This window comes from Umezawaea tangerina (assembly GCF_003002815.1).
GTDB classification, from domain to species: Bacteria; Actinomycetota; Actinomycetes; order Mycobacteriales; family Pseudonocardiaceae; genus Umezawaea; species Umezawaea tangerina.
Genome location: NZ_PVTF01000012.1, coordinates 15224 through 40536 on the forward strand (window position 1 = coordinate 15224; position 25313 = coordinate 40536).

Sequence of the window (25313 nt, forward strand, 5' to 3'; positions counted from 1 at the left end):
CGCGACTGCAGTCGGTTTGACCGAAGCGCGGGCGGCGGTGCACCGGCGACGCTGACCTCCGGTTGCCACAAGGGGGAGATGATCGATCGTGAGTACCGCAGTGACGTGGTGGCGGCGGCCGTGGGTGGTGCCGCTGGCGGTGGTGACGGTGGCGTTCCTGGCGTTCTCGCTGCCGCCCTACCTGACGCTGGATCCCGCCAAGGCCCGACTGCCGATCAGCCCGGACGCGCCCGGCCAGTACCCGTTGCTGGTGCTGCACATCCTGTTCGGGTCGGTCGCGCTGGTCGCGAGCTGCCTGCAGGTGTGGCCGTGGTTCCGCGCCCGCTTCCGGGTGGCGCACCGCCGGATCGGCCGGGCCTACGTGTTCGCCGGGGTGCTGCCGTCGGCCGTGCTGGCGATCCCGACGTCGGTCTACGGCCACACCGGACCGGTCGGAGCCACCGGCAACGTGCTGCTGGCCGTGCTGTGGCTGGCCACCACGGCCGTGGGGTTCCGGATGGCCCGCGAGCGGCGGTTCGCGGAGCACCGCCGGTGGATGATCCGCAGCTTCGCGCTCGGCATGTCCATCGTGGCCAACCGGGTGTGGCTCGTGGTGCTGATGATCGCGTTCCTGCCCGCGGGGGCGGGCGAGGCGGAGATGGCCGCGGCGACGCAGCAGGCGGCCGTCGTCTCCATCTGGGCGAGCTGGGTCGTCAACCTGCTCGTCGCCGAGTGGTGGATCGCCCGGAGCCGGAAGAAGAAGCGCCAACCGGTGGGCGTTTCGTAGTACCGTGTCCCATTCAAACTTGAATGGGGGACGACGTGGCGGAACGCACCATCCCGATCCTGCCCTGCCGGTCGATCGACGAGGTCCTGGACTTCTACCAGGCCATCGGCTTCGAGGTGACCTACCGGCAGAAGGTCCCGAACACCTACGCGATCGTCCGGCGGGGTGGGATCGAGCTCCAGTTCTTCGTGCTCAAGGCCGTCGACCCGGCCAACTCCTACAGCACCTGCTACGTCCTGACCTCGGACGTCGACGACCTCTACCGGTCGTTCCGCGACGGCATTCGCGCCGCCACCGGACGGGTGCCGCTGCGGGGCGTGCCGCGGATCGGCGCGCTCAAGGACATGTCCTACGGGGTCCGCCAGTTCGTGATGACCGACCCCGGCGGCAACATGATCCGCATCGGCCAGCCGCTCGACGCCCCCGCCGCCGACGCGCCCGTGGACCGCCTCGACCGCGCCCTGCGCACCGCGATCCTGCTCGGCGACTCGAAGGAGGACCCGCTCGCGGCGGCCCGCACGCTCGACCGGGCCCTCGACGCCGCCGAGCCCACCTCACCCACGACCTTGTTCCGCGCCCTGGTCTTCCGCGCCGACCTGGCCCTGCGGCTGGACGACCGCCCGCTCGCCGCCACCGTGCTGAGCCGCGCCGACGCCGTCCCCCTCACCGACACCGACCGGGCGACCCTCGTCGACGACCTCACCCGCGCACGGGACCTGCGCACCGACCTCGCCGTCACCTGAGGTCGGCGAGGTGCGACCGGGCCGCCTCGCGGAACGCGGCGACCAGCAGGCTCCGCTCGCCCTCCCGCGTGGCGACCAGCACCCGACACGGCTCGATCCCCTCCACCGGGACGGCCACGACGTCGTCCCTGGTCAGCGGGCGTCCGGGGGCGAGCGCCAGCGCCTGCCCCGCCGCGACCGCCTCCAGCTTGTCCGCGTGCGCGTCGACCAGCAGCCCGTCCGGCGCCGCCCGCCCGTCCGGCCTCGGGTCCACCCGCCAGAACGCGTCGTAGGCCGCGTCGGCGTACCGGACCAGCGGCTCGTCCGCGAAGTCGTCGAGCCGCACCGACTCCTTGCCCGCCAACCGGTGGTCGGCCGGCACCAGCAGCACCCGCTGCTCCTCGCGCAGCACCACCACGTCCAGCCCGTCCGTCGGGAACGGCGCCCGCGCCACGGCCACGTCGACCCGGTGCTCCAGCAGCGCCGGGCGCACCTCGCTCCAGTCCAGGTGCGACGTGCGCACCTCCGCGTCGGGACGGCGTGCCCTCAGCTCCCGCACCGCCGCCGTCACGACGAGCCCGCCCGCGTACCCCACCGCGACCGCGCTCGGCACCGCCGCGGCCCGCGCCTTCGCCGCCGCCACCTCCGCCGCCCGCAGCAGCGCCTTCGCCTGCGGCAGGAACGCCACCCCCGCCGCCGTGAGCCCGCTGCCCCGCGTCGTGCGCTCCAGCAGCCGCACGCCCAACCGCTCCTCCAGCCGGTGCACCTGCCTGCTCAACGCGGGCTGCGCCACCCCCAGCACGGCGGCCGCCCGGTGGAAGGTCCCCTGCTCCGCCACGACCGTGAAGTACCGCACCAGCCGGAGGTCGAGGTCCACCGGTGCCGCCGGGAATCCGGGCATCCCCGAATCGTACGCGCGATGCCCATTCGGCATCACCGAAGCGGAAACGGGTCTTGGACGAACCGCATTCCCAGTTCCTACGGTGGAAGCACAAACCCCGACCGGCAAAGGAATTCCCCCATGCGCGTGTTCGTCCCTGGTGCGACCGGCTACATCGGCTCCGCGGTGGTCCGCGAGCTCCTCACCGCAGGCCACCGGGTTCTCGGCCTCGCCCGTTCGGACGCCTCCGCCGCGGCCCTGACCAGGGCGGGGGCCGACGTGCACCGCGGCGACGTCGAAGACCTGGACAGCCTCCGCGCGGGCACCGCGGCCGCCGACGGCGTCGTCTACACCGCCAACAAGCACATCTCCGAAACCACGGACTCGGCACAACGGGCGAAAGTGGAACTGACCGCCGTCGACACCATCGGCGCCGAACTGGCGGGCACCGGAAAGCCCTTCGTGGTCACCTCGGGGGTGATCGGCCGCACGCCGGGACAGCTGCTCACCGAGGACGTCCCCGCCGCCCCCACCCCGCTGACCGCCCTGCGGCTCCCCGTCGAGCGGTCCGTCCTGGCCATGGCCGACCACGACGTCCGCGCGTCCTCGCTGTGCCTGGCACCGACCGTGCACGGCGAGGGCGACTCCCGCGGCTTCATCTCGTTGCTGAGCGCCACCGCCCGCAGGACCGGGGTGTCCGCCTTCGTCGGCGACGGCGCCAACCGCTGGTCCGCCGTGCACCGCGACGACGCCGCCGTCCTGTTCCGCTTGGCCCTCGAGTCCGCCCCGGCGGGCACCCGCCTGCACGCCGTCGCGGAGGAAGGCGTGCCGCTGAAGGACATCGCGGAAGCCATCGCCCGCGACCTCGACCTCCCGACGGCGAGCCTCACGACCGAGGAGGCGACCTCGCACTTCGGGTTCCTCGCCCCGCTGGTCGCACTGGACAACCCGACGTCGAGCGCGCTCACCAGGGCCCGCTTCGGCTGGCGACCGACGGGGCCCGACCTGATCGCCGACATCGACGCGGGCCACTACTCCGCCTGACCGCGGCCCCGGTCAGCCGGCGGCCCGCTGCCGCTCCGCCACCCAGGCGGCGATCTGCGTCCGGGAGCTGAACCCCAGCTTCTGCAGGATCCTCTCCACGTGCCCCTCGGCCGTGCGCACCGCGATCACCAATCTCACCGCGATGTCCTTGTTCGACAGCCCTCCGGCCACCAGGTCCGCCACCTCCCCCTCTCGCCGCGTCAACGGCGACGGCACCTCCGCCACCGCCGCGACGACCGCCGCCTCCCCCAGCGCGAACCCCACGGCCTCGGCCAACCCGAAGGCCATCCCCCGCCTCAACGCCACCCCGAAGGCCTTCTCCCCCAACACCCCGATCACCGCCCGCTCGCACTCCCCGTGCGGCGCCCCGAAGTACCTCGACCCGAACAGCGGGTACCCCACCGACTGCCACAACCGGTGCGCGGCGCCCAACAACGTCGCCGCCCTGTCCGCGCACCCCCGCGCGGCCGCGTTCCACGCCAGCACCTCGATCCCCAGCACCACCCCCAGGAGGTCGTCGAACGCCCGCTTCACCCCCAGGCTCTCCCGCGCCAACGCCTCGGACTCGTCCCACTCGCCCCGCGCGAACGCGCACATCGCCAACACCCACGTGGCGTAGGCGCTGGACCACTGCTCCCCGTGCTGCTCGCCCTCCGCCTTCGCCCCCGCGCACAGCTCGCCCGCGAGGTCGAGGTCCTCTCGGAACAGCGCCACGATCCCGAGCTCCACCCGTGCCATCAGCACGTTGCTGTCCAACAACCCCAGCGCCCGGTACAGCCCCCAGGCCTCGTCGAAGAGCTCCCCCGCCCGGTCGAGGTCGTCCCCGACGAGCATCGTGCACGCCAACCGGTGCGTGGCGTAGGCCAGCGCGCCCCGGTCCCCCGCCTTCCGCGCGTACCCGCGACACTCCTCCAGCATCCCCACCGCCGCGGTCAGGTCGCCCTGCACCGTCGCCAGGTACCCGCCGACCCACAACACCTTGGCGCGCAACGGACCCGGCCCGGTGCCGAGCGCCAGCACGCGGTCGACCCACCGCCTGCCCTCGCCCAGCGCCCCGCACCCGATCCAGTAGAACCACAACGTCCCCACCAGGTGCAGACCGACGTCGTACCCGTCCGGGTCGGCAAGGCAGTGGTCCACCGCGGCCCTCAGGTTCGCGTGGTCCTGCCGGGTCCGCTCCTGCACCCGCCCCTGCTCGGGCCCGAACCACTCCCGTTCGCCGCGTTCGGCCAGCGCCACGAAGTGGTCGCGGTGCTTGCGGCGCAACGACTCCTCCTCGCCCAAGGCCCGCAACCGGTCGCGGCCGAACTGGCGCAGCGGTTCCAGCAACCGGAACCGCACCCCGTCGACGCCCCGCTCCCCGATCAGCACGGACTTGTCGACCAGCCCGCCGAGCACCTCCAGCGCCCCGCCGCACACGTCCTGCGCAGCGTCGAGCCCGAAGCTGCCCGCGAACACCGACACCCGCCGCCACAGGTCCTGCTCCTCCTCGGTGCACAGGGCGAAGCTCCACTCCACGGCGGCGCGCAGCGTCTGGTGGCGGGGCAGCCCGCCCCGTCGACCCGCCGCCAGCAACCGGTAGGTGTCGTCCAGGCCCGCCCGCAGGTGCTCCAACGGCAGCAGCCGCAACCGGACCGCGGCCAGCTCGATGGCCAACGGGATGCCGCCGAGCAACCGGCAGATCTCGGCCACCACCTGCTGGTTGTCGCCGGTCAGCGCGAAGCCGGGCACCACGGCGGCGGCGCGGTCGGCGAACAGCTCCAGCGCCGCGGTGCGCCGCACCGGCCGGTCCGGGTCGGGCAGCGCGAGCGGTGCCACCTGCCAGAGGTGCTCGCCCTCCACGTCCAGGCGCTCCCGGCTGGTCACCAGCAGCCGCAGCCCCGGCGCCACCCGCAGCAGCCGGTCGGCCAGCTCGGCGGCGGCGTCCAGCACGTGCTCGCACCCGTCGAGCACGACGAGCACCCGCCGGTCCCGCAGGTGCTCGACCAGCACGGCCGACTGGTCGCGACCGGTGTCGTCGTGCACGCCGAGCGCCTCCAGCACGGTGTGCACGAGCAGGCCGCCGTCCACGATGGGGGCCAGCTCCACGAACCACACACCGTCACCGAACGCGCGGCGCAGATCCGCGGCCGTGTGCAGCGCGAGCCGGGTCTTGCCGACCCCTCCGACACCCGTCAGCGTGACCAGGCGGGCCTTCGCCAGCAACCGCCTCACCTCGGCCAGGTCCGCTTTCCGCCCGAGGAGGACCGTCGTGCTCGCGGGGAGGTTGCCGACCTGGTCGGACGTCACGAGGCACCCACGCCGGCACCATATGGTCGCCACCCGCACCGGTCAATCCGGTGTTGGGGTAGGGCTCGGCAACACGGGTAGTTACCCCCTATCCGCTCCCCCGACCCCGCCGGATCCTCCTGTGATGGGCGATGAGGAGAAGGTGCGCGTCTCCACGCGGGAGCAGGACGGCGTGCTGGTGGTGACCGTCGCGGGCACCCTCGACTGGTCGAGCTACCTGCGCATGCAGGACCGGCTGCTGGACCACTCCGGCCGCGAGCCGATCGGCGTCGTCGTGGAGATCGACGGGCTGGTCGTCAGGTCGCCCGTGCTGCTGGTCGTGTTCGACATCGTGTGGCTGTCCGCGGCCCGCTGGCCGGGCACCCCGATGATGCTGGTCGTCGCCGACCCGCGGCTCACCGCCCTGCTCGACGACCGGGGCCTGCCCCGGCACATGCCCCGGTTCGGCACCACCGCAGAGGCGCTGGCGGCCGTGTCCGTCCTGCGGCACGGCGACCAGGTCGACGCTCCCCTTCCCGCGTGCCGGTGCCAGCCGCACGTCGCCGAGGAGATCACCGAGCGCGCGTGCCGCCGGTGGGGTGTGTCGTCGCTGCTGGAGATCGCCCCGCAGATCGCCGTGGAGATGGTCAGCCACACCGACGACAACGGCACCGCGTCCCTTGTCCTGCGGCACCGCGCGCGGGAGCTGTCGATCGCCGTCCGCACGTCGACCCGGCTCCGCGGCGACGAGCGGCTCGCGTTGCGGCACAACATCGCGTCCATCGCCGTGTGCGACTTCCGGATGGGCGAGACCAGGATCGGGTCGGACCGGATGGTGATCTGGACGGTCCTCGACATCCCCGAGGATCAGCCCGCCGCGATCTGACGGCGCAGCAGCCCGACGTAGGGCAGGCGCTCCTCGATCGTCGACGTCCGGTGCTCGGCGCCGGGGAAGTCGTCGCCCTCGTACCGCGGGACCACGTGCACGTGGTGGTGCCAGACGTGCTGCGTCCCGGCGGGCTCGTTGTGCTGGCGGGTCGAGATCCCCGCGCACCGCGGGTAGGCCGTGCGCAGCGCGACCGCGACCAGGCGGACCACGTCGTGCACCGCGTGCCCGTACTCGGCGGGCAGGTCGTAGACGTTCTCGTGGTGGGCGTTCGGGATCACCAGCACGTGCCCCTCGTTGCCCCGCCACCAGGTCGACGCCACCAGCGCCGTCGCCCGGTCGGTGCGCAGCACCACGTCCCGCTGGTCGTCCAGCTCGGTGTCGCCGCCGTCGAGCAGGAAGCAGAACGGGCACTGGTAGCCCTCGGGCTCATGGTTGAACAACGGCGGCCCCCCGGTAGTCCTCCAGCGTGATCGCGTTCGCGACCTTGAGCGCCATCCTCGCGACGAGCCCGCCGGTGGGCAGCACGGTCATCATCCGGTAGTTGAGGTCGCGCAGCCACAGGCCCGCCCGCGTCCGGGGCACGAACCACCGCGCGCTGTCCACGGCCTGCCGCCGGCACCGCAGCGCGAAGTCCCGCAGCCGCCGCTCGTACTCCGGGAACGCGACGCGGTGGTCGCCGCCGGCCGCGGCCAGCTCCCCCTCCAGCACGTACGCGCCGACCAGCGCCAGGCTCGTGCCCATCCCGGACAGCGGCGACGCGCAGTAGCCCGCGTCGCCGACCAGGGCGACCCGCCCCCTGGTGGACGAGGCCATCCGGACCTGGCTGACCGAGTCGAAGTAGAAGTCCGGCGCGTCCGCCATCGCGGCGAGCAGCCGCGGCACCTCCCACCCCTGGCCCGCGAACGCCTCCGCGACGAGCTCCCGCTGCCGCGCGACGTCCCCGCGGTCGTAGGTGAGCGGGTCGGCGGCGAAGTAGAACACCGCCTTGGCCTCGGTGTTGTGCCGCGCGCTGTAGAGGCCCGCGATCCGGCCGGGCGAGTTGTGGAACACCCCGGTGCGGTCCAGGCCGAGGTGGTTCGCCGTGGTGAACACCGACGCGTAGAAGCCCAGCTCGTGGACGTGCTCGCGCTCCGGCCCGAACACCAGCCCCCGGACGTTCGAGTGCAGCCCGTCCGCCCCCACCACCAGGTCGAACGTGCGCGGCGCCGCGTTCTCGAAGGTCACGCGCACGCCGTCGGCGTCCTCGGTGAGACCGGTGACCGAGTCGCCGAACAGGTGCTCGACGACGCCCGCGGTGCGCCGGTGCAGGACCTCGACGAGGTCCCCGCGCAGCACCTCCAGCTCACCGCTGAACGCGACCGCGGGCATGCTCGCGATCCGCCTGCCCGCCGCGTCGACGTACCGCGTCTCCCCCATCCCGGTCTCGACCGCGCGCAGCTCGTCGAGCACCCCCATCCGCCGCAGCACCTCCAGGGACGCGCCGCGGAAGTCGACCGCGTAACCACCGCCGCGCGGTGCGGGCGCCCGTTCCACCACGGTCACCTCGAAGCCGTACCGGTGCAGCCAGTGGGCCAGTGCCGGCCCGGCCACGCTCGCCCCGGAGATCAGGATCCTGCGCATGTCCACTCCCTCGTTCGGTCTCGTCAACCGGACGGTACGCTCGTCTTAGACATTTGTGCAATACGCTCGTCCAAGACGGTCGTGCTAGATTGCGGACGTGGGAAACCGGGAGGACCTGCTGGCCGGGGCGAAGCGCTGCCTGCTGGACAAGGGGTACGCGCGCACGACCGCCCGTGACATCGCGACGGAGGCCGGGGTCAGCCTGGCCGCGATCGGCTACCACTACGGGTCGAAGGAAGTGCTGCTCAACGCCGCGCTGGCACAGGCGACGGAGGAGTGGGGCGGCGAGCTGGCCAAGTCGCTGGCGACCCGCGTCGACCCGGCCGTGGCGCCGGTCGACCGCTTCGAGGCCATCTGGGCCGGGGTGATCGAGTCCTTCGAGGCCCACCGGGGGCTGTGGGCGGCGACGTTCGAGGTGCTGGGCCAGGTCGAGCACGTCCCACAACTCCGCGAGCAGCTCGCCGTCGGGCTCCGGGAGGCGCAGACCGGCCTCGCGCACCTGTTCCACGACCTCGACCCGGTGGCGGACGGGCCGCGCGCGCGGGCGGTCGGCGCGTTCCACCAGGCGCTGCTCACCGGTTTGATGTCGCAGCTGCTCATCGACCCCGACAACGCCCCGTCGGCGCGCGACCTGGCCGAGTCGATGCGCTACATCAGCTCCTGACAACGGAGAACGGGGCGCGACCGGTGTGGTCGCGCCCCGTTCACCGAGGGTGGATCAGCAACCGAGGTTGCCACCGGCCGTCGTGCCGAGGATCTGCACGAAGCGGTTGTACGAGTCGATCCGGCTCTGCACCTGGGCGGGGTTGCCGCCGTTGCACTCGATCGAGCCGTTGATGCTGCGGATCGTCTCGCCGAAGCCGCGGCCGTTGACCATCGCGTTGTGCGGGGTCATCGTGCCCGGACCGCTCTGGGTGTTCCAGTACCAGAGGCCCGTCTTCCAGGCGACCGCGGAGTTGCGCTCGACCTGGTACGGGTCGGCGAGCAGGTTGATGCCGAGGGCGTCACCCGCCGCCTTGTAGTTGAAGTTCCAGCTGAGCTGGATCGGACCGCGCCCGTAGTAGGCGGACTGGCCCGCGGGGCAGCCGTAGGACTGGCTGGTGTCGCAGTAGTGCGGGTAGTTCGCGGTGTTCTGCTCCACGATGTAGACCAGACCACCGGTCTCGTGGTTCACGTTCGCCAGGAAAGCCGCGGCTTCCTGCTTCTTCACGGTGTCGCTACCGGTGGTGGCGAATCCGGGGTAGGCGCTCAGCGCCGCGGTGAGGCCCTCGTAGGTGTAGAACGAGTTCCTGCCGGGGAACATCTGGTTGAACTGCGCCTGGGACACCACGAATCCACCGTTGCCCGGCGGGTTCGTGGGCGGGGTCGTACCGCCGTTGCAGTTGTACGGGTCCCAGAACCACGTGCTGATGATCGGGTCGTAACCGGGGTTGTCGTGCTCGGCGATGTACAGGTTGCCGTCGGTGTAGCGCACGATGTTGCCGGTCACGTAGTTCCGACCAGCGGCCCAGGCCGGGTAGTCGCAGGTGCCGGCGGGCGGGTTGGTGCCGCCGCCGCAGGTGCCCTGGTCGGCCCAGACGCTGTTGGTACCGGGCACGTCGCTCTGCGTCCACCACTGCGCCAGCCAGTTGTGGCTGTTGTAGGAAGCCGTCATGCCGCCGGTGTAGACGGTTCCGGAATTCCACGCGCTCGCGCAGCTGGCGGCCGTCGCCGAGGTCGGCAGGACGACCGCCAGGACAGTCGCGCACGCCGCCGCCAGCAGAGCGGCAATGATGCGTAGCCTCGACACTTGATCACTCCTCCGTGCGGTTGCAGGGCCGCACAAATTGACAGCAAGACCGATTCCGGGAAATGACGGCGAAACCGACGTGTCGATCCGCCGTGATATTCCTGTGACCGGTGACACAGTGAACCGCAGGTGGTATAGACCAGTCAAGGGTTTAGACCATTTTTCGTCCTGAACGGACCACGGTCCTCAGGCGGGCGGACCGCCCACCGGACCGGGAAACGGCAGCAGGCAAACGTTTTCGGCCTACGTCCGGGCGGTCCACGTGGCGTCGCCCACACCACGCCGACCACTGGTCCGACCACCACCGCGGCACGAACGGTAGCCCACCCTTGAGCTGATGGGGTGAACCGGCCTGGAGGGGTGCGGCAGCGCGCCCCGAGTCGGCACCATGACCTGGTGACCGATCAGCTCGTCGAGGCGGCCCGCGACGCCCTGCGCGCGGCCGGACGACCGCGCCCGTTCGCCGCGGGAGCGCGCCTGATCACGGCGGGCTCGGTCAGCGACGAGGTCCTGCTGGTCGAGGGCGGCGCGATCAAGATCGTCCTCGCCGACCCCGACGGCGCGGAGACCCTGGCGGGCGTCTACGGGCCGGGCGCGCTCGTGGGCGAGAGCGGTGTCATGCGCGGACGGCCGCGCAGCGCGCACGTCGTCGCGCTGACCGCCGGGCGGGCCGTCCACGTCGCCGGCAGCACCTTCCGCCGCCTGGTCGACGAGAACGCCGCCGTGCGGCACCTGGTCGACCGGACCGCGGACGACCGGCGGCAGGTCGCCGACGACCGCCAGCTCCGCCAGACCCACGACGTGCTCACCAGGGTCGGCACGGTGCTGCTGTCGTGGGCGCGGACCGTGGGCGTGCCCACCGCGTCGGGCGTGCTGGTGCACGGGTTGAGCCAACGCGACATCGCGCAGGCCGTCGTCGCGTCCGAGAAGAGCGTCGAAGCCGCGCTGGGCGCACTGCGCGCGGCGGGTGTGCTCACCACCAGCAGGCTCGCCATCCGGATCACCGGCCCCGACGAGCTGGCCCGGCTGGTGTCCACGCCCCGACATCGCCGTTCTCCCTGATTTCCGGGAGAAGCGCGGACCGACCACCTCCAGACTCGGCGGACACCAGCCGCGAGGAGGTACCCAGATGGAGAAGGTCCCGCAGCACCGGGCCCTGTTCGGTGTGGACGTCGTCGGGTCGGCGCGCAACCCCGGCCACCTGCTGAACGCGATCCGGACGACCGTGGACGAGTCCCTCGACCAGGCCCTGTGGGCCGCAGGCATCACGCCGTCCGAGGTGCTCGAACAGGAGTCGACCGGCGACGGCGCCCTGCTGACCCTGCCCAGCGGCAGGCTCGGCGCGCTGGTCGACATGGCGCAGCACCTGGAGATCGCCCTGACCGAGCACAACAAGTGGCGCAGACCGGATGTGCGGATGCGGATCGCCGTGGAGGTCGGCCCGGTCGGCGACCGACCGGGCTTCTACCCCGCGAAGATCTCGCTGGCCCGGATGCTGGGCGCCGAGGCGTTCAAGAGGGCCTTCCAGCGCTGCATCGACGAACGGCGGCACGAAAGCGCGAGTACGGCCCTCATCCTGTCCGACCACGCCCTGCGCACCACCTTCGGCGGCGACCACACGACCCTGGTCCACCGCACCCAGTTCACCCGGATCCCCGTGCGCGACAAGGAGTTCGACAACACCGCCTGGATCCGCATCCCCGGCTACGTCGCGCGGGACACGTCGGAGGAGACGGCCTCCGAGCACCAGGGGCGGGTGGTGAACCAGGTGCACGGCACCATGCACGGCGTTCAGGCGGGCACGGTGCACGGCGGCATCACGTTCGGCTGACCGGCTACAGCCCCTTGGCCTCGTCGTAGCGCGCGTTGGCGGCCATCACGTCGGGCATCCCGGACTCGACGAACTCGACCAGGGTGGCCAGCAGGTCGGCGATCCGCGCACCAGCGGGCGTCAGGCTGTACTCGACCTTCGGCGGGATGGTCGGCTGCGCGTCGCGGATCACGAAACCGTCGCGCTCCAACGCCTGCAGGGTCTGCGCGAGCATCTTCTCGCTCACCCCGTGGACCCGGCGGCGCAGCGCGTTGAAGCGGAACGTGCCGTCGCGCAGCGCCACCATCGCCAGGATCCCCCACCGGCCGGTGACGTGCTCGAGCGTCCCCCTGGACGTGCAGGCCTTGGCGAACACGTCGAACACCATCTGTCCGTGTTCGTCCACCCACGCGGGCCGTTCGCTCATGGCTTCACGGTACCTCCGACACAGCACTAACTACAGTGATGGCACTCACCTCGGGTTGGCACTTTCTAGAAGTTAGTGCAATCTATGGGTAAGCACTGAAGTCCGGCCGATCCGAGGAGCAAGCACATGATCGTCGTCACCGGCGCCACCGGCCACCTGGGCAAACTGGTCGTGGAGGGCCTGCTGCGCAAGGTCCCTGCCACCGCGGTCGTCGCCGCCGTCCGCACCCCGTCGAAGGCCGCCGACCTCACCGAACGCGGCGTCCAGGTCAAGGCGGCCGACTACTCCGACCCCGCCAGCCTGGTCGCGGCGTTCCAGGGCGCGGACAAGGTCCTGCTCGTCTCCAGCAGCGAGGTCGGCCAGCGCGTCGAGCAGCACACCGCCGTCGTCGAGGCCGCCAAGGAGGCGGGCGTGACCCACCTCGTCTACACCAGCATCCTGAACGCCGACACCACCACGATGCTCCTCGCCGCCGACCACAAGGCCACCGAAGAGGTCATCCGCGCCTCCGGCATCCCGTTCACGTTCCTCCGCAACGGCTGGTACACCGAGAACTACGCCCAGACCGTCGCGCAGGCCGTGCAGACCGGCGAGTTCGCCGGCAGCGCGGCCGACGGCAAGGTCGGCGCCGCCCCGCGAGCCGACTACGCCGACGCCGCCGTCACCGTCCTCACCACCGACGGCCACCAGGGCAACGCCTACGAGCTCGCCGCCGACGTCCCGTGGAGCTACCAGGAGCTGGCCGACGAGCTCACCAGGGCCACCGGCAAGCCCATCACCTACCAGGACGTGCCCGCCGCCCAGCACCAGTCCATCCTGGAGTCCGCGGGCGTCCCCGCCCCCTTCGCCGCCATCCTCGTCGACTCCGACCGCGGCATCACCGCGGGCGAGCTCGCCTCCACCTCGGGCGACCTCAGCCGCCTCGCGGGCAGGCCGACCACCCCGCTCACCGAGTCCGTGGCCGAGATCCTCAAGGGCTGAACAAGTCGTCCCACCCAGCGGTGCCCCGTCTTCGGGGCACCGCTTTTCCGTGTGCCGCCAAGCGGTTCAGACCCCGTTCACGACCTTCCGCCGGACGTCGTGGTGCTCACTTCAGCGCGTTCGCCGCGAGTCTCAGGTCGGTGAAGGCCCGGTCGAGGTGCGCGTGCAGGTCCTCCGTGCGGTCGGCGCCCCAGCGGCGGATGGCGATCGCGTAGGTGTCCATGCCGACCTGGGCGCACAGCGCCGCGAGCTGGTCGGCCACGCCGCGGGCCCTCAGGGCGTCGGCGACCGCGCCCGCCAGTGCCGCGCTCTTGGCCAGCGCGCGCTCCTGCAACGCGGGCGTCGCGGCGATGACCGGGTACCGCCGCTCGGTGACGGGGAGGTTGTGCTCGATGAGCGGGACGGCCTGGTGGAACGCGGCCCGCAGGGTGGGCAGCGGTTTCGTCCCCGCGGGCACCGCCGCGACCGCCTCGGTCAGCAGCTCGCGCAGCTGGGCCTCGCCGTCGAAGAAGACCTCGCGCTTGTCGGCGAAGTGCCGGAAGAAGGTGCGCTCGGTGACGCCCGCGCGCGCGGCGATGTCCCCCGTCGTGGTCTTGTCGTAGCCCCGCTCCAGGTACAGCTCCAGCGCCGCTTCCTGCAGCCGCGACCGCAGCTCCTCAGAGTTCCGTGACACGGGTCCAACCCTAACACGCGCGTCAGTCACTGACGATGATTGCGTCAGCGACTGACCCGTTGTAGCGTCAGTTCCTGACACGATTTACGTCAGTAACTGACGATTGGGAACTCACGATGGACCAACGTTTCACCGGCAGGACGGTCGTCGTCACCGGTGCCGGCTCCGGCATCGGCGCCGGTATCGCCCGGCGGTTCGCCGCCGAGGGGGCGAACGTCGTGCTCGCGGCGCGACGCAAGGACCGCCTGGACGCCCTCGCCGTCGAACTCGGCCCGGACCGGGCCTTGGCGGTGGTCACCGACGTCACCAGCCAGGACGCGGTGCGGGCGATGGTCGAGGCGGGTGCCGCCCGGTTCGGCGGCATCGACGTCCTGGTCTCCAACGCCGGTCTCGGCGTCGCGAAGGAGTTCGAGGACACGACCCTTGCGGACTGGCGACTGGTGATGAGCACTGACGTCGACAGCTGCTATTTCGGCGCGCAGGCGGCGTTGGAGCACCTGAAGGCGAGCCGCGGCAGCATCGTGCAGATCGCCTCCGCGTCCGGACTCGGTGGCGACCGCAGGCTCACCGCCTACAACGCCGCCAAGGGCGCGGTCGTGAACCTCACCCGCGGACTCGCGTTCGACCTCGGCCGGTTCGGGATCCGGGTCAACGCGGTCGCCCCGTCGCTGACCGGACCGGCGGACCTGGCGTCGAGCCACGCGGACCTGGTCGAGCGCTTCGACCAGCGGCGCGCGCTCACCGGCTTCAGCACACCCGCCGACATCGCCGGCGCGGTCAGCTTCCTGGCCTCGGACGACGCCCGCTTCGTCACCGGCGTGATCCTGCCCGTGGACGGCGGCATCACCGCCGGCAGCGGCCAACCCTCCCTCTTCTGACCCCGAACCCGAAAGGAAAGCGCATGCCCACCACGACCGACGCCCTCGACCCCGAGCTCGCGACCGCCTTCGCCGCCATGCCCAAGGCCGCGAACGGCACCCTGCTCGACCTCTCCGACATCCCCGCGCTGCGCGCACAGCTCCGCGCGGCCCACGCCCAGCTGCCCGCGAGCCCGCCGGACCCCCGGATCACGATCGAGACGCTGCTGATTCCGCGGGACGACAAGAGCGAGCTCGAGGTCGTCCTGTACCGCCCGGCGGGCGCCGAGCACACCCTTCCCGCCCTGCTCTGGTTCCACGCGGGCGCCCAGGTCCTCGGCGACGACGCCCACGTCGACGACGCCTACCACACCGGTCTGGCCCTGGCGCTGGACTGCGTCCTCGCCGCCGTCGTCTACCGACTCGCCCCGGAAACCCCCGCTCCCGGTGCCGCCGAGGACGGCTACCTCGCCTACACCCACCTCGTCCGGCACGCGGACGACCACCGGATCACCCCGAGCCGGATCGGCCTCGCAGGTGCCAGCGGCGGCGGCTCACCCGCCGCGGCCACCGCCCTCATGGCACGCGACCGCCAGTCCCCACCACCATGCCTCCTGTCCCTCCTCTACCCCATGCTCGACGACCGCATGACCGAGCCCTCCACCTTCGACAGCACCGCCGAGCACCTCGTCTCCACCCGCAAAGACCTCCAACTCGCCTGGACCGCAGTCCTAGGCAACCGCGCCGGCACCCAGGACGTTCACCCCTACTGCGCCCCCGCCCGCGCCACCAACTTCACCGACCTACCGGACACCTTCATCGCAGTCGCCCAGTTCGACCAACTACGCGACGAAGGCATCACCTTCGCCCACCACCTCACCACCGCAGGCATTCCAGTCGACCTCCACCTCTACGCCCGCGCCTTCCACGCCTGGGACCGCTTCGCCCCCACCTCAACCCTCACCCACTCCTTCGAACAAACCTGGCACACCTTCCTCCGCCGCCGCCTACACGGCTGACAACGCAGGCATACTGCGGAACCGGTCACTCGAACGCGTGAACCACGCAGGATGTGCACATGGGGCACCGGGTGAAGCACCGCAAGGCCGCCGACGCCCTGGAGTCGCTTAGTGGGTTCGACGGGTAAGTCGTGGGTTTTCCATGGACGTGATCATGTAAGATGATCTTCGCAACCCTCTGACCTGCAAAAACAGTGGGGCGAGTGGGGCTCGAACCCACGACCTGACGGATTATGAGTCCGCTGCTCTGACCAGCTGAGCTACCGCCCCGTGCACGTGTCGCAGCCCACCTGGGGTGTGGGTTGCGCTGCCGCGCTGTGGAGAGTACCGATCGCGGATCCGTGCGTCTCAAGAACCTCGGGTTCTTCGGTGGGCGATGTTGTTGGGTGGGTATTGCGCCCGATCGTGTGACATTGGTCGGTTGTGGGTACCCGTGGGCCATGAGACGACAAAACCCCAGGTCCGGGGACCTGGGGTTGCCATCCTGCTCCCCCTACTGGATTCGAACCAGTAACCCTTCGATTAACAGTCGAATGCTCTGCCATTGAGCTAAGGGGGAATGTTCTGTTGTTCTGCCCGCCAGCCTTGTTGGCCTGACAGGTGAGAACTCTAGCGCATCCGCAACCGTGCTCGCACACACCCCCCTCCAATGCGGGAGGATGGGTGCGACCAGGCACGACACGAGAGGAGACCTCGATGAAGGGCATCCTGCTGGGCGCCGCTGTCGGTTACGTGTTGGGCGCACGGGCGGGGCGGGGGCGGTACGACCAGATCGTTCGGACGTACCGCAGGCTCGCGGACCACCCGGCTGTGCAGGGCGCGGCCGGGATCGTGCGGGCGAAGGTCGGTGAGAAGACGGGGTTCGGGAATCGGGCGCACGCGCACGGGCAGAACGGGACCGCGCAGCGGCGGGAGTCGGTGATCCCGCGCGCGTAGGCGCGCTCCTCGGACTGTGCGCAGGGCCCCGGCGAGCCAGTCGGGGCCCTGCCTCGTGCTAGGCCACCCTGGCCACGGCGAAGACGCGGCGGAACGGGAACCAGGTGGTGCCGTCCGAGCGCTGGGGGTAGGCGGCGCGGAGCCGGGGGGCGAGCTCGGCGCGGAAGGCCTCCCAGGACTGGTCGTCGAGGGTGGCACGGATGGGGCGCAGGGCGGTGCCGGTGATCCACTCCAGGACGGCGTCAGGGCCTTCCAGGCGCTGGAGGTAGGTCGTCTCCCAGGCGTCCACCTCGCAGTCCGCCAACAGGTCGGCGTAGCCCGCGGGGTCGAGGACGGGGCGCTGGTCGCGCAGGACGTGGCCCAGGGTGTCGTTCCAGCCCGACCGGACGAGCTCGCGCACGAGGCTGTGGGACGGGCCGTCGAAGTTGCCGGGGACCTGCATGGCCAGCCACGCGCCCGCGGGCAGCTCGGTCACCCAGCGGCGCAGCAGGTCGGGGTGGGTGGGCAGCCACTGGAGCACGGCGTTGGTGACCACGACGTCGGTGTCCGGCGCCGGTGTCCACGTGGCGGCGTCGGCGACGTGGGCGTCGAGACCGCGGGCACGGGCGGCGGCGACCATCTCGGGCGAGGAGTCGAACGCCTCCAGAACCGCCTCGGGCCACCGGGCCGGCAGGGTCTCGGTCAGGTTGCCGGGGCCGCAGCCGAGGTCGACGACGCGGCGCGGGTCGGTCGCGCCGATCCGGGCGACGAGCTCGTGGAACGGCCTGGACCGGTGGTCGGCGAAGGTCAGGTACTTCGCGGGATCCCACATGGGCGCGCCTCCAAAGCAGTACGGTTGTACTGTAACAGTACGCGCGTACTACTCAGCGGGCTTGAGGTCCCCGATCTTCGCCGCCACGTCCGCCGCGATCACCCGCACGGCCTCCACGTCGGCACCGGGGTCCGGGCGCACCTGGAGCACGACGCCGCCCTTGCCGGGCACCTTGCGCTGCAGGTACCAGGCCTCGCCGACGTGGTGCTTGCTCTTGAACGACGCCGTCACCCTGGCGTGCACGACCTCGGGCACCTTGCCCGGCTCCTCCAGCACGAACCGCTGCGGCGGCAGGTCGGCCAGCACGACCGCGTCCCCCGCCGTGCCCTCCTCCGCGGCCTCGACGACGACCAGCGCGCTGCCGCCCCACGTGGCCTTGCTGACCAGGTGCCAGCCGACCCGGCGCGGTCCCGGCAGCCAGAGCCCCAGCGTCGTCGCGATGAGGTGGCCGCCGCCGCGCACCGGCGCCTGCGCGAGGACGGACTCGTCCCCCACCAGCTCACCGGTGAAGTCGGCGGGCAGCCCCTGCTTGAACAGCCTGCGCCACAGAGCGGTCATCTCAGAGCCCTCCCAGGGCCTGCTGGCCCAGCGCCTTGTGGTACTCCTCGAGCGCCACGAGGTCGCCGAACAGCGCCCGGTACTCGTCCGGGTCCTGCACCGGCGAGATGCGGTGCAGGCGGGACTTGATCTCGGAGATCTGGCCGGACACCAGGATCTGCTGCAACCGCGCCAGCACCGCGGACACGTGCCGGAACTCGTCGTCCGGCTTGCACGTCAGCGGTTCCACGGCCAGCTCGGTCAGCACCGACCGGCCGGACTCGTTCCCGCACGCCTGGCTCACCGCCTCCAGCCACGCGGGCCCGGACAGGCCGCACGAGGCGCCGCCCGCGTCGCGCACGGCGTGGTGCAGCGCCAGGTAGGCGGGGTGCCGGAACACCTCGTCGGGCAGCGCGTCGTAGTACGGACCGGCCAGCTCCGGGACCTGGAGCGCGGCCTTGAGGGCCTCGCGCTGGTGCCACAGCCGCGGGTCGCGCTTGTCGGGCCGGGTCGGGCGTTCCACGTCCACGGCGAGCGCGCCCTGGTACGGGTCGACCACGACGGGGGCGGACCGGCGCTGCTTGGTCGGCGCCGCGGGGCCGCCACCGGCGGTCTCGCGGACCCGGCGGACGATCGCGGCCTCGTCGTTCCAGCCGACCCACCAGGCGAGCTTGGTCGCGTACCCGTCGCGCTTGGCCCGGTCCTTGATCTGCGCGACCAGCGGGACCGTCTTGCGCAGCGCCTCGACCTGGCCGTCGACGGAGTCGAGGTCGAACTCCTTGAGCTGCGTGCGGACCGCGAACTCGATCAGCGGGGTGCGCCGGGCGACGAGGTCGCGCACGGCCACGTCCCCCTTGTCCTGCCTCAGCTCGCACGGGTCCATGCCGTCGGGCGCGATCGCGATGTAGGTCTGCGCGGAGAAGTTCTGCTCGCCCTCGAACGCCTTCATGGCGGCCTTCTGGCCCGCCGCGTCGCCGTCGAAGGTGAAGATCACCTCGCCGTTCATGTCGTCGTCGATCAGCAGGCGCCGCAACAGGTTCATGTGGTCGGTGCCGAACGCGGTGCCGCACGACGCGACCGCCGTCGGCACGCCCGCGAGGTGCATGGCCATCACGTCGGTGTAGCCCTCGACGACCACGACCTGGTGCCGCCGCGCGATCTCCTTCTTCGCCAGGTCGAGGCCGAAGAGGACGTGCGACTTCTTGTAGATCACGCTCTCGCTGGTGTTCAGGTACTTCGCCTGGATCGGGTCGTCGTCGAAGATCCGGCGCGCGCCGAACCCGACCACGTCGCCGCCGAGGTCGCGGATCGGCCAGAGCAGCCTGCGGTGGAACCGGTCGATCGGCCCCTGGCGGCCCTCCTTGGTGAGCTGCGCCTTGATCAGCTCCTCCAGCTCGAAGCCGCGGCCCAGCAGGTGCTTGGTCAGCTTGTCCCAGCCCGCGGGGGCGAACCCGCAGCCGAACATCCCGGCAGCGGCCTCGTCGAACCCGCGCTCGGCCAGGAACTCCCGCGCCTTCACGGCTTCCGGCGAGCGCAGCTGCTCGGTGTAGTACTCGGAGGCCACCCGGTGGGCCTCGATCATCCGGGTGCGCGTGCCGCGGTCGCGCTGGACGCTGGCGCCGCCGCCCTCGTAGGTCAGCTGGACGCCGGTCCGGTCGGCGAGCCGCTCGACCGCCTCGATGAAGCCCAGGTGCTCGACCTTCATCACGAACTTGATCACGTCGCCGCCCTCGCCACAGCCGAAGCAGTGGTAGGTGCCGTGCGACGGACGGACGTTGAACGACGGCGACTTCTCGTCGTGGAACGGGCACAGGCCCTTCAGCGAGCCGCCGCCCGCGTTGCGCAGCGAGACGTGGTCCCCCACGACCTCGTCGATTCGGCTGCGGTCACGCACCAGCGCGATGTCGCTTTCACGGATGCGTCCTGCCACGTCGGCGAGTCTAGTGCTGGCACACTGGTGCCCGTGACCGCTGCCGACCAGATGCTGGCCAGGACGTTCACCGAGCACCGCGCGCACCTGGTCGGCGTCGCGTACCGGTTGACCAGCAGCGTGGCCGACGCCGAGGACGCGGTGCAGGAGTCGTGGCTGCGGCTGGCCGGGCTGACCGACGCCGCCCGCGCCGACATCCGGGACCTGCGCGGCTGGCTGACGACGGTGGTGGGCCGGATCTGCCTCGACCGGCTGCGTTCGGCGGCCGTGCGGCGGGAGTCCTACGTCGGCTCGTGGCTGCCGGAGCCCGTCGTGACGTCGCTCACCTCGACCGGCGAGGACCCGCTGGACCGGGTCGTGCGCGACGACGGCGTCCGGCTGGCCGCGCTGGTGGTGCTCGACCACCTCACCCCCGAGCAGCGGGTCGCGTTCGTGCTTCACGACGCGTTCTCGGTGCCGTTCGACGAGATCGCCGCCGCGCTGGGCTGCACGGTGCCGAGCGCCCGGCAGCACGCGTCGCGCGGCCGCAAGGCGCTGGCCGACGCCGACCCGCCGCCGAGGGTGGCGCTGGAGGAGCAGCGGGTCGTGCTGGAGCGGTTCCTGGCGGCGCTGGCCTCCGGTGACCTCCGGGCCGTGGTCGCCCTGCTGCACCCGGACGCCGTGGCGGTCGGCGACGGCGGCGGCAAGGTCCGCACGGCGGTCCACCGGGTCGTGGGCGCGGACAAGGTGGCGCGCTTCCTGCTCGGCCTGGTCGCCAAGTACCGGCTCGACCCCGGCGCGGTCGGGGTGGTGGCACTGGTGAACGGCGACCTGGGCCTGGTCATCCCCGAGCACCCCGGCGACGGCACCACCCAGGGCGTCCCGCGCCGGGTGGACGGGCTGGTCGTCCGCGACGGCCTCGTCGTCGCGCTCTACGACGTGGCGAACCCCGACAAGATCGCCCACGTGCCGTTCACGGGCCGACCGAGAGGTACGGCACACCCGGAAAGGGCCCGCCACGCCGAAAGCGACACCTCCGGGTGACAACGGGGACGGGTGGTCACCCCCTACGGTCCAGCCATGACCATGTCGAAGGGGTTCACCCTCGAGCTAGACCCCGAGGCCGCCGGACTGCTGGCGGGCACGCTGCTGGCGGGTGACTCCTGCGCGGTGCAGGTGCGCCACGGGAAGTCCGGGACGCTGCTGCTGTGCGCGCTGCCCGGTGAACGCGGCCACGGCATGCGGCTGCACCTGCGGCTGCCGGACGCGCCTACCGACTGACGTGGCGGAGGAACTCACGCCACCTCGCGGGCGCGAACGCGAGCACCGGTCCGGAGGCGTTCTTGGAGTCGCGGACGGCGACGTCGTGCGCGAAGGACACCTCGACGCAGTCGCTGTCCGCGATGCCGCCGCTGCGACTGCTCTTACGCCATCTCCTCGGCATCCTCGCCCTCCCGCGGCCGGTCGTACTCGGCCATGTACTCCATCATCAGCGTCCGCGACGGCTGCCGCATGATGGCCAGCTGGTCGAGCCGTTCGAAGATCAGCTGGCTGCGGGCGATGGCCTGCGGCTCGGTCGAGAACGACCGGGTCATCTCGGTCTCGGTGTAGACCAGCGGCACGGAATCGGGGTACTCGATCAGCTTGCACCCGGCGCTCAGGGCGCCCGCGCCGCCGACCGAGGCGGGCACGATCCGGATCACGCACCGCGGGCTGGTGGCCTGGAAGATCAGCCGCAGCAGCTGGTCCTCCATCACCCGGTCGCCGCCGATCTTCATCCGCAGCGCGTTCTCGTGGATGAAGAACGTGCAGAACGGCCCCGAGTACGGCCGCAGCATCGCCTGGCGGGCGACCCTGGCGCGCACGGCGGGACCGACCTCGTCCGGCGGCGTGAGCCCCAGCTGGTCCAGCAGCGCCCGCGCGTAGTCCTCGGTCTGCAGCAGGCCGGGGATCGTCGCCAGGTCGAAGCTCGTGATCGACTCCGCGGCCGCCTCGGCGAGCGTGAGCGTCCGCAGGTTCTCCGGCAGCCGGTCGCACCCCGGCCGCGACAGGTACGGCTCGACCGCGAGCCGGTGGCGCACCACGAACCCGTCGATCGCGTGCGGCTCCAGCCCGCAGTGGACCAGGAAGCGCAGCAGGTCCAGCTCGGTGATGCGGGCCCGGCCGAGCTCCCACTGGGTGAGCGTGGTCGAGTGCCACCCGAGCCGGTCGGCCATCAGGGCGCTGTCCAGCCCGGTCATGTCGCGCAGCCGCCGCAGCTCGTCGCCCAGTTCCCGACTGGACGCCGTGGAGTCCGTGCTCGTCATGCTGCGACGCTAGGTCGTCTGATCAGCTATTTCGCCGTTTGGGCCCGGAAACCGCTCGATCGAAGGACGACTTGATCACCAGTCAGGATGGATCTACGACCTGCGCGAGGAAGTAGACGGCCCCGGTGCCCGCGTGCCGGACGAACAGCAGGTGCGGGCGGTCCACCCGGACGGTCAGGGGCTCCACGTACCCCTCGAAGGACGTCATCCGCATCATCACGGCCGTCGCCGCGGCGCCTTCGAGCCCGTCCTCGTCGATGCGCAGCACGGCCTCGTGGACCACCTCGTCCACGAACAGCCGCGGGTCCGCGCTCAGGCCGGTGAGGTCGCCGTCGCGCTCGAACAGCGACCGCACGCCCAGCCCGGTCAGCGCCGACTTGAGGGTGAGGTTGACCGACACGTCCAGCTTCGGCAGGAACAGCTCCAGCTGCCGGAAGTCGAGCGCGCCGGTGAGCGCGGCGAACGTGGCCTCGTCCAGCGGTCCGAGGTCGCCGTCCGGGAGCAGCACGAGCGCCTCGACGCCGCCGCGCGCCGGGAGCGAGACCGCCTGCCAGCCGTCGCGGGCGGCGTAGCGGAACTTGGCCTCGCGGCGCATGGTCGGGACGTCCACGGCGCCACCGGGGGCGGCGAACGGCAGCGCTGCGGTCGCCTCCTCGGGGAACGTGCCGAGCCAGGCGGTCTTGAGGTAGAGGGCGTTGACGAGGGCGGCCACGGTGTCCGGGCCGACCGAGCCGGGCGCGAGCAGGTCGGGGATGAGGTCGTTGGTGGTCTCGGCGACGTCGGCGTTGATCAGCTTCCGGGCGCCGTCGGGGTCCGCGCCGAAGGGGGCCGACCGGGTCTTCGCGCCGGGCCACGCGGCCAGCGCGTCGGCGAAGCCCGGGTTGGTCTCCAGCTCGTCGGACGCCCACAGCGTGTTGGCCACCGCGAACGCGGCCTCGTCGTCGGGTCGCCCCTCGTCCAGGAGGGCCTGGTTGTCCTCGCCGACCAGCGCGACGAGCTCGTCGCGGGTCTTCCCCCTGGCGGCGAGCGCGGCCAGGCCGAGGGCGCTGGCCACCGAGTACGGCGACCAGCAGGCGTTGCGCCGCCGGTCGGCCGCGACGACGTCGTGCAGGGCGAGGGTGAACGCCAGGTGGTCGGACACGGGACTCCTCAAGGCAGGGGACATCCCGAGTGTGCCACCGGCTAGACGACCGCGGCGTGCCACGAGACGGCCTGGGCGTCGGTCAGCTGGGCCACCTGGTCGACGACGACCCGCAGTCGGGCGGCGTCGTCGGAGGCGGAGCCCCAGGCCGGGAGGAACGACGGGTCGAGGTCGTCGGGGGCCCGGTCGAGCAGGGCCGCGACCAGCTCGGTGATCACCTCGCGCTGGCGGACCTGCATGCCGAGGCGGACCGGGTCCGACATGACGTAGCGGACCGCCACCGCCTTGAGCAGCGCCACCTCCGCGGCCACCAGCGGCGGGACGGACAGGCTCGCGGCGTACCGGGTCAGCGGGCCGTCGCCGTGCTCGGCGCGGGTGCCCGTCACGGCCGCCGAGGCGAACCGGCCGACCAGCTCGCTGGTCAGGCGCTTGAGGGCCACCTGGGCGCGCAGGGAGCCGTCGTACTCGGTGCGGGCCAGCTCGGCGACCACCGGGAGGCGCAGGAGCTCGCGGGCGGCCTCCTCCAGCGCGGACACGGGTTCGGAGGAGAAGTGCTTGGCAGCCAGGCCGGCGACGGCCGCGCGCTCGGAGGCGTCGGCCAGCGAGCGCAGGATGATCCGGTGCGCCAGCACGCCGTCCTCCACGTCGTGCACGGAGTAGGCGACGTCGTCGGCCCAGTCCATGACCTGGGTCTCGATCGGTCTGCGGCCCTCCGGGGCGCCCTGGCGCAGCCAGCCGAAGACGGCGAGGTCGTCCTGGTAGACGCCGAACTTGTGGGTGCCGGGGGTGCGCGGCCAGGGGTACTTCGTGGCCGCGTCGAGGCAGGCGCGGGTGAGGTTGAGGCCGCTCGCGGTCTTGGGCTCCAGGCGGGTGAGGATGCGCAGCGTCTGCGCGTTGCCCTCGAAGCCGCCGCACGAGGAGGCGAGGGCGTTGAGGGCGCGTTCGCCGTTGTGGCCGAACGGCGGGTGCCCGATGTCGTGGGCCAGACCGGCCGTGTCGACGACGTCGGGGTCGCAGCCCAGCTCCTCGGCGATGCCGCGGCCGATCTGGGCGACCTCCAGGGAGTGGGTCAGCCGGGTGCGCGGGACGCCGGAGTCCTCACCGGGGCCCACCACCTGGGTCTTGCCCGCGAGCCTGCGCAGCGCGGCGGAGTGCAGCACGCGGGCGCGGTCCCTGGAGTACGGGGTGCGGCGGTCGCGGTGGGCGTCGGGCAGCGACGCGGTCTTGGGGTCCTCGTCGAGGAGCCTGGCCGCGTCGTGTTCCGTGTAACCCTGGCTCATCCATCCAGCGTAGTCAGAGCGTGATGCCGTCGAACGCCCCCGCGGGCGCCTTCATCAGGTGGTAGTAGAGCAGCCCGGCCGTCTCGCGGCGGATGTAGAAGATCTGGGTCTGCCTGGTCTGCACGTTCGGGCCGCTGCGGGTCGGCGACGGCCACGCGTCCAGGCCCTCGTCCTCGGCCATGGTGCGGGCGCGCAGGGAGTGCCACGGGTCGCTGACGATGACGGCGCTGGTGAGCTTGCGCTCGCGGGCCACGACGCCGAGGGCGCGGATGCTGCCGAGGGTGTCGTTGCCCTCCCCCACCTCGAGGATGCGGTCCTCGGGCACCTCGTGGTCGATCAGCCAGAGCTTGCCCGCCTGGCCCTCGGTGAAGTTGTCACCGGCCTGCCTGCCGCCGGTGGTGGCGATGTAGCCGACCACGCCCTGCTCGTAGAGCTTGCGCGCGTGCTCCAGCCGGGCCTCCAGGACCTCGGAGGGGACGCCGTTGTACTGGGCCGCGCCGAGGACCACCGCCATGTCCGCGTGCGTGCGGTCGTCGTCCCTGGCCACCTGCCACACCCGGAACGCGGTACCGCCGACGACGAGGGCGCTGACCACCAGCCCGCCGAGGACCGTGCGCAGCAACAACCGCATGATTCTGGCGAGAGGAG

The 25313-nt window shown here is 71.9% G+C and carries 28 protein-coding genes and 2 tRNA genes; 13 read left to right on the top strand and 17 right to left on the bottom strand.

What is annotated here, in order from left to right; translation table 11 throughout:
• Positions 1-88 precede the first annotated feature (88 nt).
• On the top strand, positions 89-766 hold the full coding sequence (locus tag CLV43_RS34030; RefSeq protein WP_245887173.1) for a DUF2306 domain-containing protein: 678 nt from the start codon (positions 89-91) through the stop codon (positions 764-766).
• Positions 767-789: 23 nt separating this feature from the next.
• Positions 790-1509, top strand: coding sequence for a bleomycin resistance protein (locus CLV43_RS34035; RefSeq protein ID WP_245887174.1), 720 nt, complete (start codon positions 790-792; stop codon positions 1507-1509).
• On the opposite strand, the gene CLV43_RS34040 is transcribed toward CLV43_RS34035, so the two are convergent.
• Entirely contained in the window at positions 1502-2389 is an 888-nt protein-coding gene (locus CLV43_RS34040) for a LysR family transcriptional regulator (protein ID WP_106192545.1), read from the bottom strand. The genes CLV43_RS34035 and CLV43_RS34040 overlap by 8 nt on opposite strands.
• 120 nt (positions 2390-2509) lie before the next feature.
• Here CLV43_RS34040 and CLV43_RS34045 point away from each other — a divergent pair, with 120 nt between their 5' ends.
• Positions 2510-3412: an SDR family oxidoreductase gene (locus CLV43_RS34045; RefSeq protein ID WP_106192547.1), complete on the top strand. Its 903-nt coding sequence runs from the start codon at positions 2510-2512 to the stop codon at positions 3410-3412.
• Positions 3413-3424: 12 nt separating this feature from the next.
• Here CLV43_RS34045 and CLV43_RS34050 read toward each other — a convergent pair whose 3' ends face one another.
• Entirely contained in the window at positions 3425-5701 is a 2277-nt protein-coding gene (locus tag CLV43_RS34050) for an ATP-binding protein (RefSeq protein WP_106192548.1), read from the bottom strand.
• 124 nt (positions 5702-5825) lie between these two features.
• Between CLV43_RS34050 and CLV43_RS34055 the strand changes: the two genes are divergently transcribed.
• Positions 5826-6566 carry an STAS domain-containing protein gene (locus CLV43_RS34055; protein WP_106192550.1) on the top strand — a complete coding sequence of 247 codons (741 nt, stop codon included), beginning with the start codon at positions 5826-5828 and terminating at the stop codon, positions 6564-6566.
• Here CLV43_RS34055 and CLV43_RS34060 read toward each other — a convergent pair.
• Positions 6548-7009, bottom strand: coding sequence for an HIT family protein (locus CLV43_RS34060; RefSeq protein ID WP_106192551.1), 462 nt, complete (start codon positions 7007-7009; stop codon positions 6548-6550). The genes CLV43_RS34055 and CLV43_RS34060 overlap by 19 nt on opposite strands.
• Entirely contained in the window at positions 6996-8189 is a 1194-nt protein-coding gene (locus CLV43_RS34065; RefSeq protein ID WP_211304692.1) for an FAD-dependent monooxygenase, read from the bottom strand. Before CLV43_RS34065 ends, CLV43_RS34060 begins: the two co-directional genes overlap by 14 nt.
• Positions 8190-8286: 97 nt before the next feature.
• Here CLV43_RS34065 and CLV43_RS34070 point away from each other — a divergent pair, with 97 nt between their 5' ends.
• Positions 8287-8853: a TetR/AcrR family transcriptional regulator gene (locus tag CLV43_RS34070; RefSeq protein WP_106192555.1), complete on the top strand. Its 567-nt coding sequence runs from the start codon at positions 8287-8289 to the stop codon at positions 8851-8853.
• A 54-nt stretch (positions 8854-8907) separates the two neighbouring features.
• Here the strand turns inward: CLV43_RS34070 and CLV43_RS34075 are convergent, their stop codons facing one another.
• On the bottom strand, positions 8908-9978 hold the full coding sequence (locus tag CLV43_RS34075; RefSeq protein ID WP_106192556.1) for a glycoside hydrolase family 19 protein: 1071 nt from the start codon (positions 9976-9978) through the stop codon (positions 8908-8910).
• Between the two features lie 396 nt (positions 9979-10374).
• Here CLV43_RS34075 and CLV43_RS34080 point away from each other — a divergent pair, with 396 nt between their 5' ends.
• Positions 10375-11040, top strand: a complete 666-nt coding sequence (locus CLV43_RS34080; RefSeq protein WP_170156141.1) for a Crp/Fnr family transcriptional regulator — start codon at positions 10375-10377, stop codon at positions 11038-11040.
• Positions 11041-11107: 67 nt separating this feature from the next.
• Complete coding sequence (locus CLV43_RS34085; protein ID WP_106192560.1) at positions 11108-11809, top strand: nucleotidyl cyclase domain-containing protein; 702 nt, start codon at positions 11108-11110, stop codon at positions 11807-11809.
• Positions 11810-11813: 4 nt separating this feature from the next.
• On the opposite strand, the gene CLV43_RS34090 is transcribed toward CLV43_RS34085, so the two are convergent.
• Positions 11814-12215: a winged helix-turn-helix transcriptional regulator gene (locus tag CLV43_RS34090; protein ID WP_106192561.1), complete on the bottom strand. Its 402-nt coding sequence runs from the start codon at positions 12213-12215 to the stop codon at positions 11814-11816.
• Positions 12216-12341: 126 nt separating this feature from the next.
• Here CLV43_RS34090 and CLV43_RS34095 point away from each other — a divergent pair, with 126 nt between their 5' ends.
• The gene (locus tag CLV43_RS34095; RefSeq protein ID WP_106192563.1) at positions 12342-13196 is read left to right on the top strand and encodes an SDR family oxidoreductase; all 855 of its coding nucleotides are present in this window, start codon (positions 12342-12344) and stop codon (positions 13194-13196) included.
• Between the two features lie 106 nt (positions 13197-13302).
• Here CLV43_RS34095 and CLV43_RS34100 read toward each other — a convergent pair whose 3' ends face one another.
• Complete coding sequence (locus CLV43_RS34100; protein ID WP_170156142.1) at positions 13303-13869, bottom strand: TetR/AcrR family transcriptional regulator; 567 nt, start codon at positions 13867-13869, stop codon at positions 13303-13305.
• Positions 13870-13985: 116 nt separating this feature from the next.
• Between CLV43_RS34100 and budC the strand changes: the two genes are divergently transcribed.
• Both budC and CLV43_RS34110 read left to right on the top strand, forming a co-directional pair.
• Entirely contained in the window at positions 13986-14747 is a 762-nt protein-coding gene (gene budC / locus CLV43_RS34105) for a meso-2,3-butanediol dehydrogenase (RefSeq protein WP_106192564.1), read from the top strand.
• 23 nt (positions 14748-14770) lie between these two features.
• The gene (locus CLV43_RS34110; RefSeq protein WP_106192566.1) at positions 14771-15745 is read left to right on the top strand and encodes an alpha/beta hydrolase fold domain-containing protein; all 975 of its coding nucleotides are present in this window, start codon (positions 14771-14773) and stop codon (positions 15743-15745) included.
• Positions 15746-15940: 195 nt separating this feature from the next.
• Here CLV43_RS34110 and CLV43_RS34115 read toward each other — a convergent pair.
• Together CLV43_RS34115 and CLV43_RS34120 are read right to left on the bottom strand one after the other, a co-directional pair.
• Positions 15941-16015, bottom strand: a tRNA-Ile gene (locus CLV43_RS34115).
• Between the two features lie 217 nt (positions 16016-16232).
• A tRNA-Asn gene (locus CLV43_RS34120) sits at positions 16233-16304 on the bottom strand.
• Positions 16305-16441: 137 nt separating this feature from the next.
• On the opposite strand from CLV43_RS34120, the gene CLV43_RS34125 reads away from it, so the two are divergent.
• Complete coding sequence (locus CLV43_RS34125; RefSeq protein WP_106192568.1) at positions 16442-16681, top strand: hypothetical protein; 240 nt, start codon at positions 16442-16444, stop codon at positions 16679-16681.
• A gap of 58 nt (positions 16682-16739) precedes the next feature.
• Here CLV43_RS34125 and CLV43_RS34130 read toward each other — a convergent pair whose 3' ends face one another.
• The 3 genes from CLV43_RS34130 to dnaG are packed head-to-tail and all read right to left on the bottom strand — an operon-like array spanning position 16740 to position 19959.
• Entirely contained in the window at positions 16740-17492 is a 753-nt protein-coding gene (locus tag CLV43_RS34130; protein WP_106192570.1) for a trans-aconitate 2-methyltransferase, read from the bottom strand.
• 48 nt (positions 17493-17540) lie between these two features.
• The gene (locus CLV43_RS34135) at positions 17541-18050 is read right to left on the bottom strand and encodes a hypothetical protein (RefSeq protein ID WP_106192572.1); all 510 of its coding nucleotides are present in this window, start codon (positions 18048-18050) and stop codon (positions 17541-17543) included.
• A 1-nt stretch (position 18051) separates the two neighbouring features.
• Positions 18052-19959 (bottom strand): DNA primase, encoded by a 1908-nt coding sequence (gene dnaG / locus CLV43_RS34140; protein WP_106192573.1) that lies wholly within the window; start codon positions 19957-19959, stop codon positions 18052-18054.
• A gap of 51 nt (positions 19960-20010) precedes the next feature.
• On the opposite strand from dnaG, the gene CLV43_RS34145 reads away from it, so the two are divergent.
• Positions 20011-20982 carry a sigma-70 family RNA polymerase sigma factor gene (locus CLV43_RS34145; protein WP_106193009.1) on the top strand — a complete coding sequence of 324 codons (972 nt, stop codon included), beginning with the start codon at positions 20011-20013 and terminating at the stop codon, positions 20980-20982.
• Between the two features lie 36 nt (positions 20983-21018).
• A complete protein-coding gene (locus CLV43_RS34150) occupies positions 21019-21219 on the top strand; it encodes a hypothetical protein (protein ID WP_106192575.1) in 201 nt (66 codons plus the stop codon).
• Here the strand turns inward: CLV43_RS34150 and CLV43_RS34155 are convergent.
• The 5 genes from CLV43_RS34155 to CLV43_RS34175 form a co-directional block, all read right to left on the bottom strand.
• A complete protein-coding gene (locus CLV43_RS34155) occupies positions 21209-21382 on the bottom strand; it encodes a DUF397 domain-containing protein (RefSeq protein ID WP_106192577.1) in 174 nt (57 codons plus the stop codon). The two genes, CLV43_RS34150 and CLV43_RS34155, sit on opposite strands and share 11 nt — an antisense overlap.
• A complete protein-coding gene (locus CLV43_RS34160) occupies positions 21363-22244 on the bottom strand; it encodes a helix-turn-helix domain-containing protein (RefSeq protein WP_106192578.1) in 882 nt (293 codons plus the stop codon). Before CLV43_RS34160 ends, CLV43_RS34155 begins: the two co-directional genes overlap by 20 nt.
• A gap of 82 nt (positions 22245-22326) precedes the next feature.
• On the bottom strand, positions 22327-23409 hold the full coding sequence (locus tag CLV43_RS34165) for a serpin family protein (RefSeq protein ID WP_106192580.1): 1083 nt from the start codon (positions 23407-23409) through the stop codon (positions 22327-22329).
• Between the two features lie 17 nt (positions 23410-23426).
• Positions 23427-24665, bottom strand: a complete 1239-nt coding sequence (locus CLV43_RS34170) for a deoxyguanosinetriphosphate triphosphohydrolase (protein WP_106192581.1) — start codon at positions 24663-24665, stop codon at positions 23427-23429.
• A 13-nt stretch (positions 24666-24678) separates the two neighbouring features.
• A complete protein-coding gene (locus CLV43_RS34175; RefSeq protein WP_106192583.1) occupies positions 24679-25296 on the bottom strand; it encodes a YdcF family protein in 618 nt (205 codons plus the stop codon).
• Between the last annotated feature and the right edge of the window lie 17 nt (positions 25297-25313).

Bases quoted from the DNA above. Each gene is read 5' to 3' on its own strand.
- CLV43_RS34085 (WP_106192560.1), top strand. From the start codon at position 11,108: ATGGAGAAGGTCCCGCAGCACCGGGCCCTGTTCGGTGTGGACGTCGTC.
- CLV43_RS34130 (WP_106192570.1), bottom strand. From the start codon at position 17,492: ATGTGGGATCCCGCGAAGTACCTGACCTTCGCCGACCACCGGTCCAGG.
- CLV43_RS34055 (WP_106192550.1), top strand. From the start codon at position 5,826: ATGGGCGATGAGGAGAAGGTGCGCGTCTCCACGCGGGAGCAGGACGGC.
- CLV43_RS34095 (WP_106192563.1), top strand. From the start codon at position 12,342: ATGATCGTCGTCACCGGCGCCACCGGCCACCTGGGCAAACTGGTCGTG.
- CLV43_RS34155 (WP_106192577.1), bottom strand. From the start codon at position 21,382: ATGCCGAGGAGATGGCGTAAGAGCAGTCGCAGCGGCGGCATCGCGGAC.
- CLV43_RS34170 (WP_106192581.1), bottom strand. From the start codon at position 24,665: ATGAGCCAGGGTTACACGGAACACGACGCGGCCAGGCTCCTCGACGAG.
- CLV43_RS34040 (WP_106192545.1), bottom strand. From the start codon at position 2,389: ATGCCCGGATTCCCGGCGGCACCGGTGGACCTCGACCTCCGGCTGGTG.
- CLV43_RS34125 (WP_106192568.1), top strand. From the start codon at position 16,442: ATGAAGGGCATCCTGCTGGGCGCCGCTGTCGGTTACGTGTTGGGCGCA.
- CLV43_RS34135 (WP_106192572.1), bottom strand. From the start codon at position 18,050: ATGACCGCTCTGTGGCGCAGGCTGTTCAAGCAGGGGCTGCCCGCCGAC.
- CLV43_RS34175 (WP_106192583.1), bottom strand. From the start codon at position 25,296: ATGCGGTTGTTGCTGCGCACGGTCCTCGGCGGGCTGGTGGTCAGCGCC.
- CLV43_RS34045 (WP_106192547.1), top strand. From the start codon at position 2,510: ATGCGCGTGTTCGTCCCTGGTGCGACCGGCTACATCGGCTCCGCGGTG.
- budC (WP_106192564.1), top strand. From the start codon at position 13,986: ATGGACCAACGTTTCACCGGCAGGACGGTCGTCGTCACCGGTGCCGGC.
- CLV43_RS34145 (WP_106193009.1), top strand. From the start codon at position 20,011: ATGCTGGCCAGGACGTTCACCGAGCACCGCGCGCACCTGGTCGGCGTC.
- CLV43_RS34090 (WP_106192561.1), bottom strand. From the start codon at position 12,215: ATGAGCGAACGGCCCGCGTGGGTGGACGAACACGGACAGATGGTGTTC.
- CLV43_RS34165 (WP_106192580.1), bottom strand. From the start codon at position 23,409: ATGTCCCCTGCCTTGAGGAGTCCCGTGTCCGACCACCTGGCGTTCACC.
- CLV43_RS34065 (WP_211304692.1), bottom strand. From the start codon at position 8,189: ATGCGCAGGATCCTGATCTCCGGGGCGAGCGTGGCCGGGCCGGCACTG.
- CLV43_RS34035 (WP_245887174.1), top strand. From the start codon at position 790: ATGGGGGACGACGTGGCGGAACGCACCATCCCGATCCTGCCCTGCCGG.
- CLV43_RS34160 (WP_106192578.1), bottom strand. From the start codon at position 22,244: ATGACGAGCACGGACTCCACGGCGTCCAGTCGGGAACTGGGCGACGAG.
- CLV43_RS34110 (WP_106192566.1), top strand. From the start codon at position 14,771: ATGCCCACCACGACCGACGCCCTCGACCCCGAGCTCGCGACCGCCTTC.
- CLV43_RS34150 (WP_106192575.1), top strand. From the start codon at position 21,019: ATGACCATGTCGAAGGGGTTCACCCTCGAGCTAGACCCCGAGGCCGCC.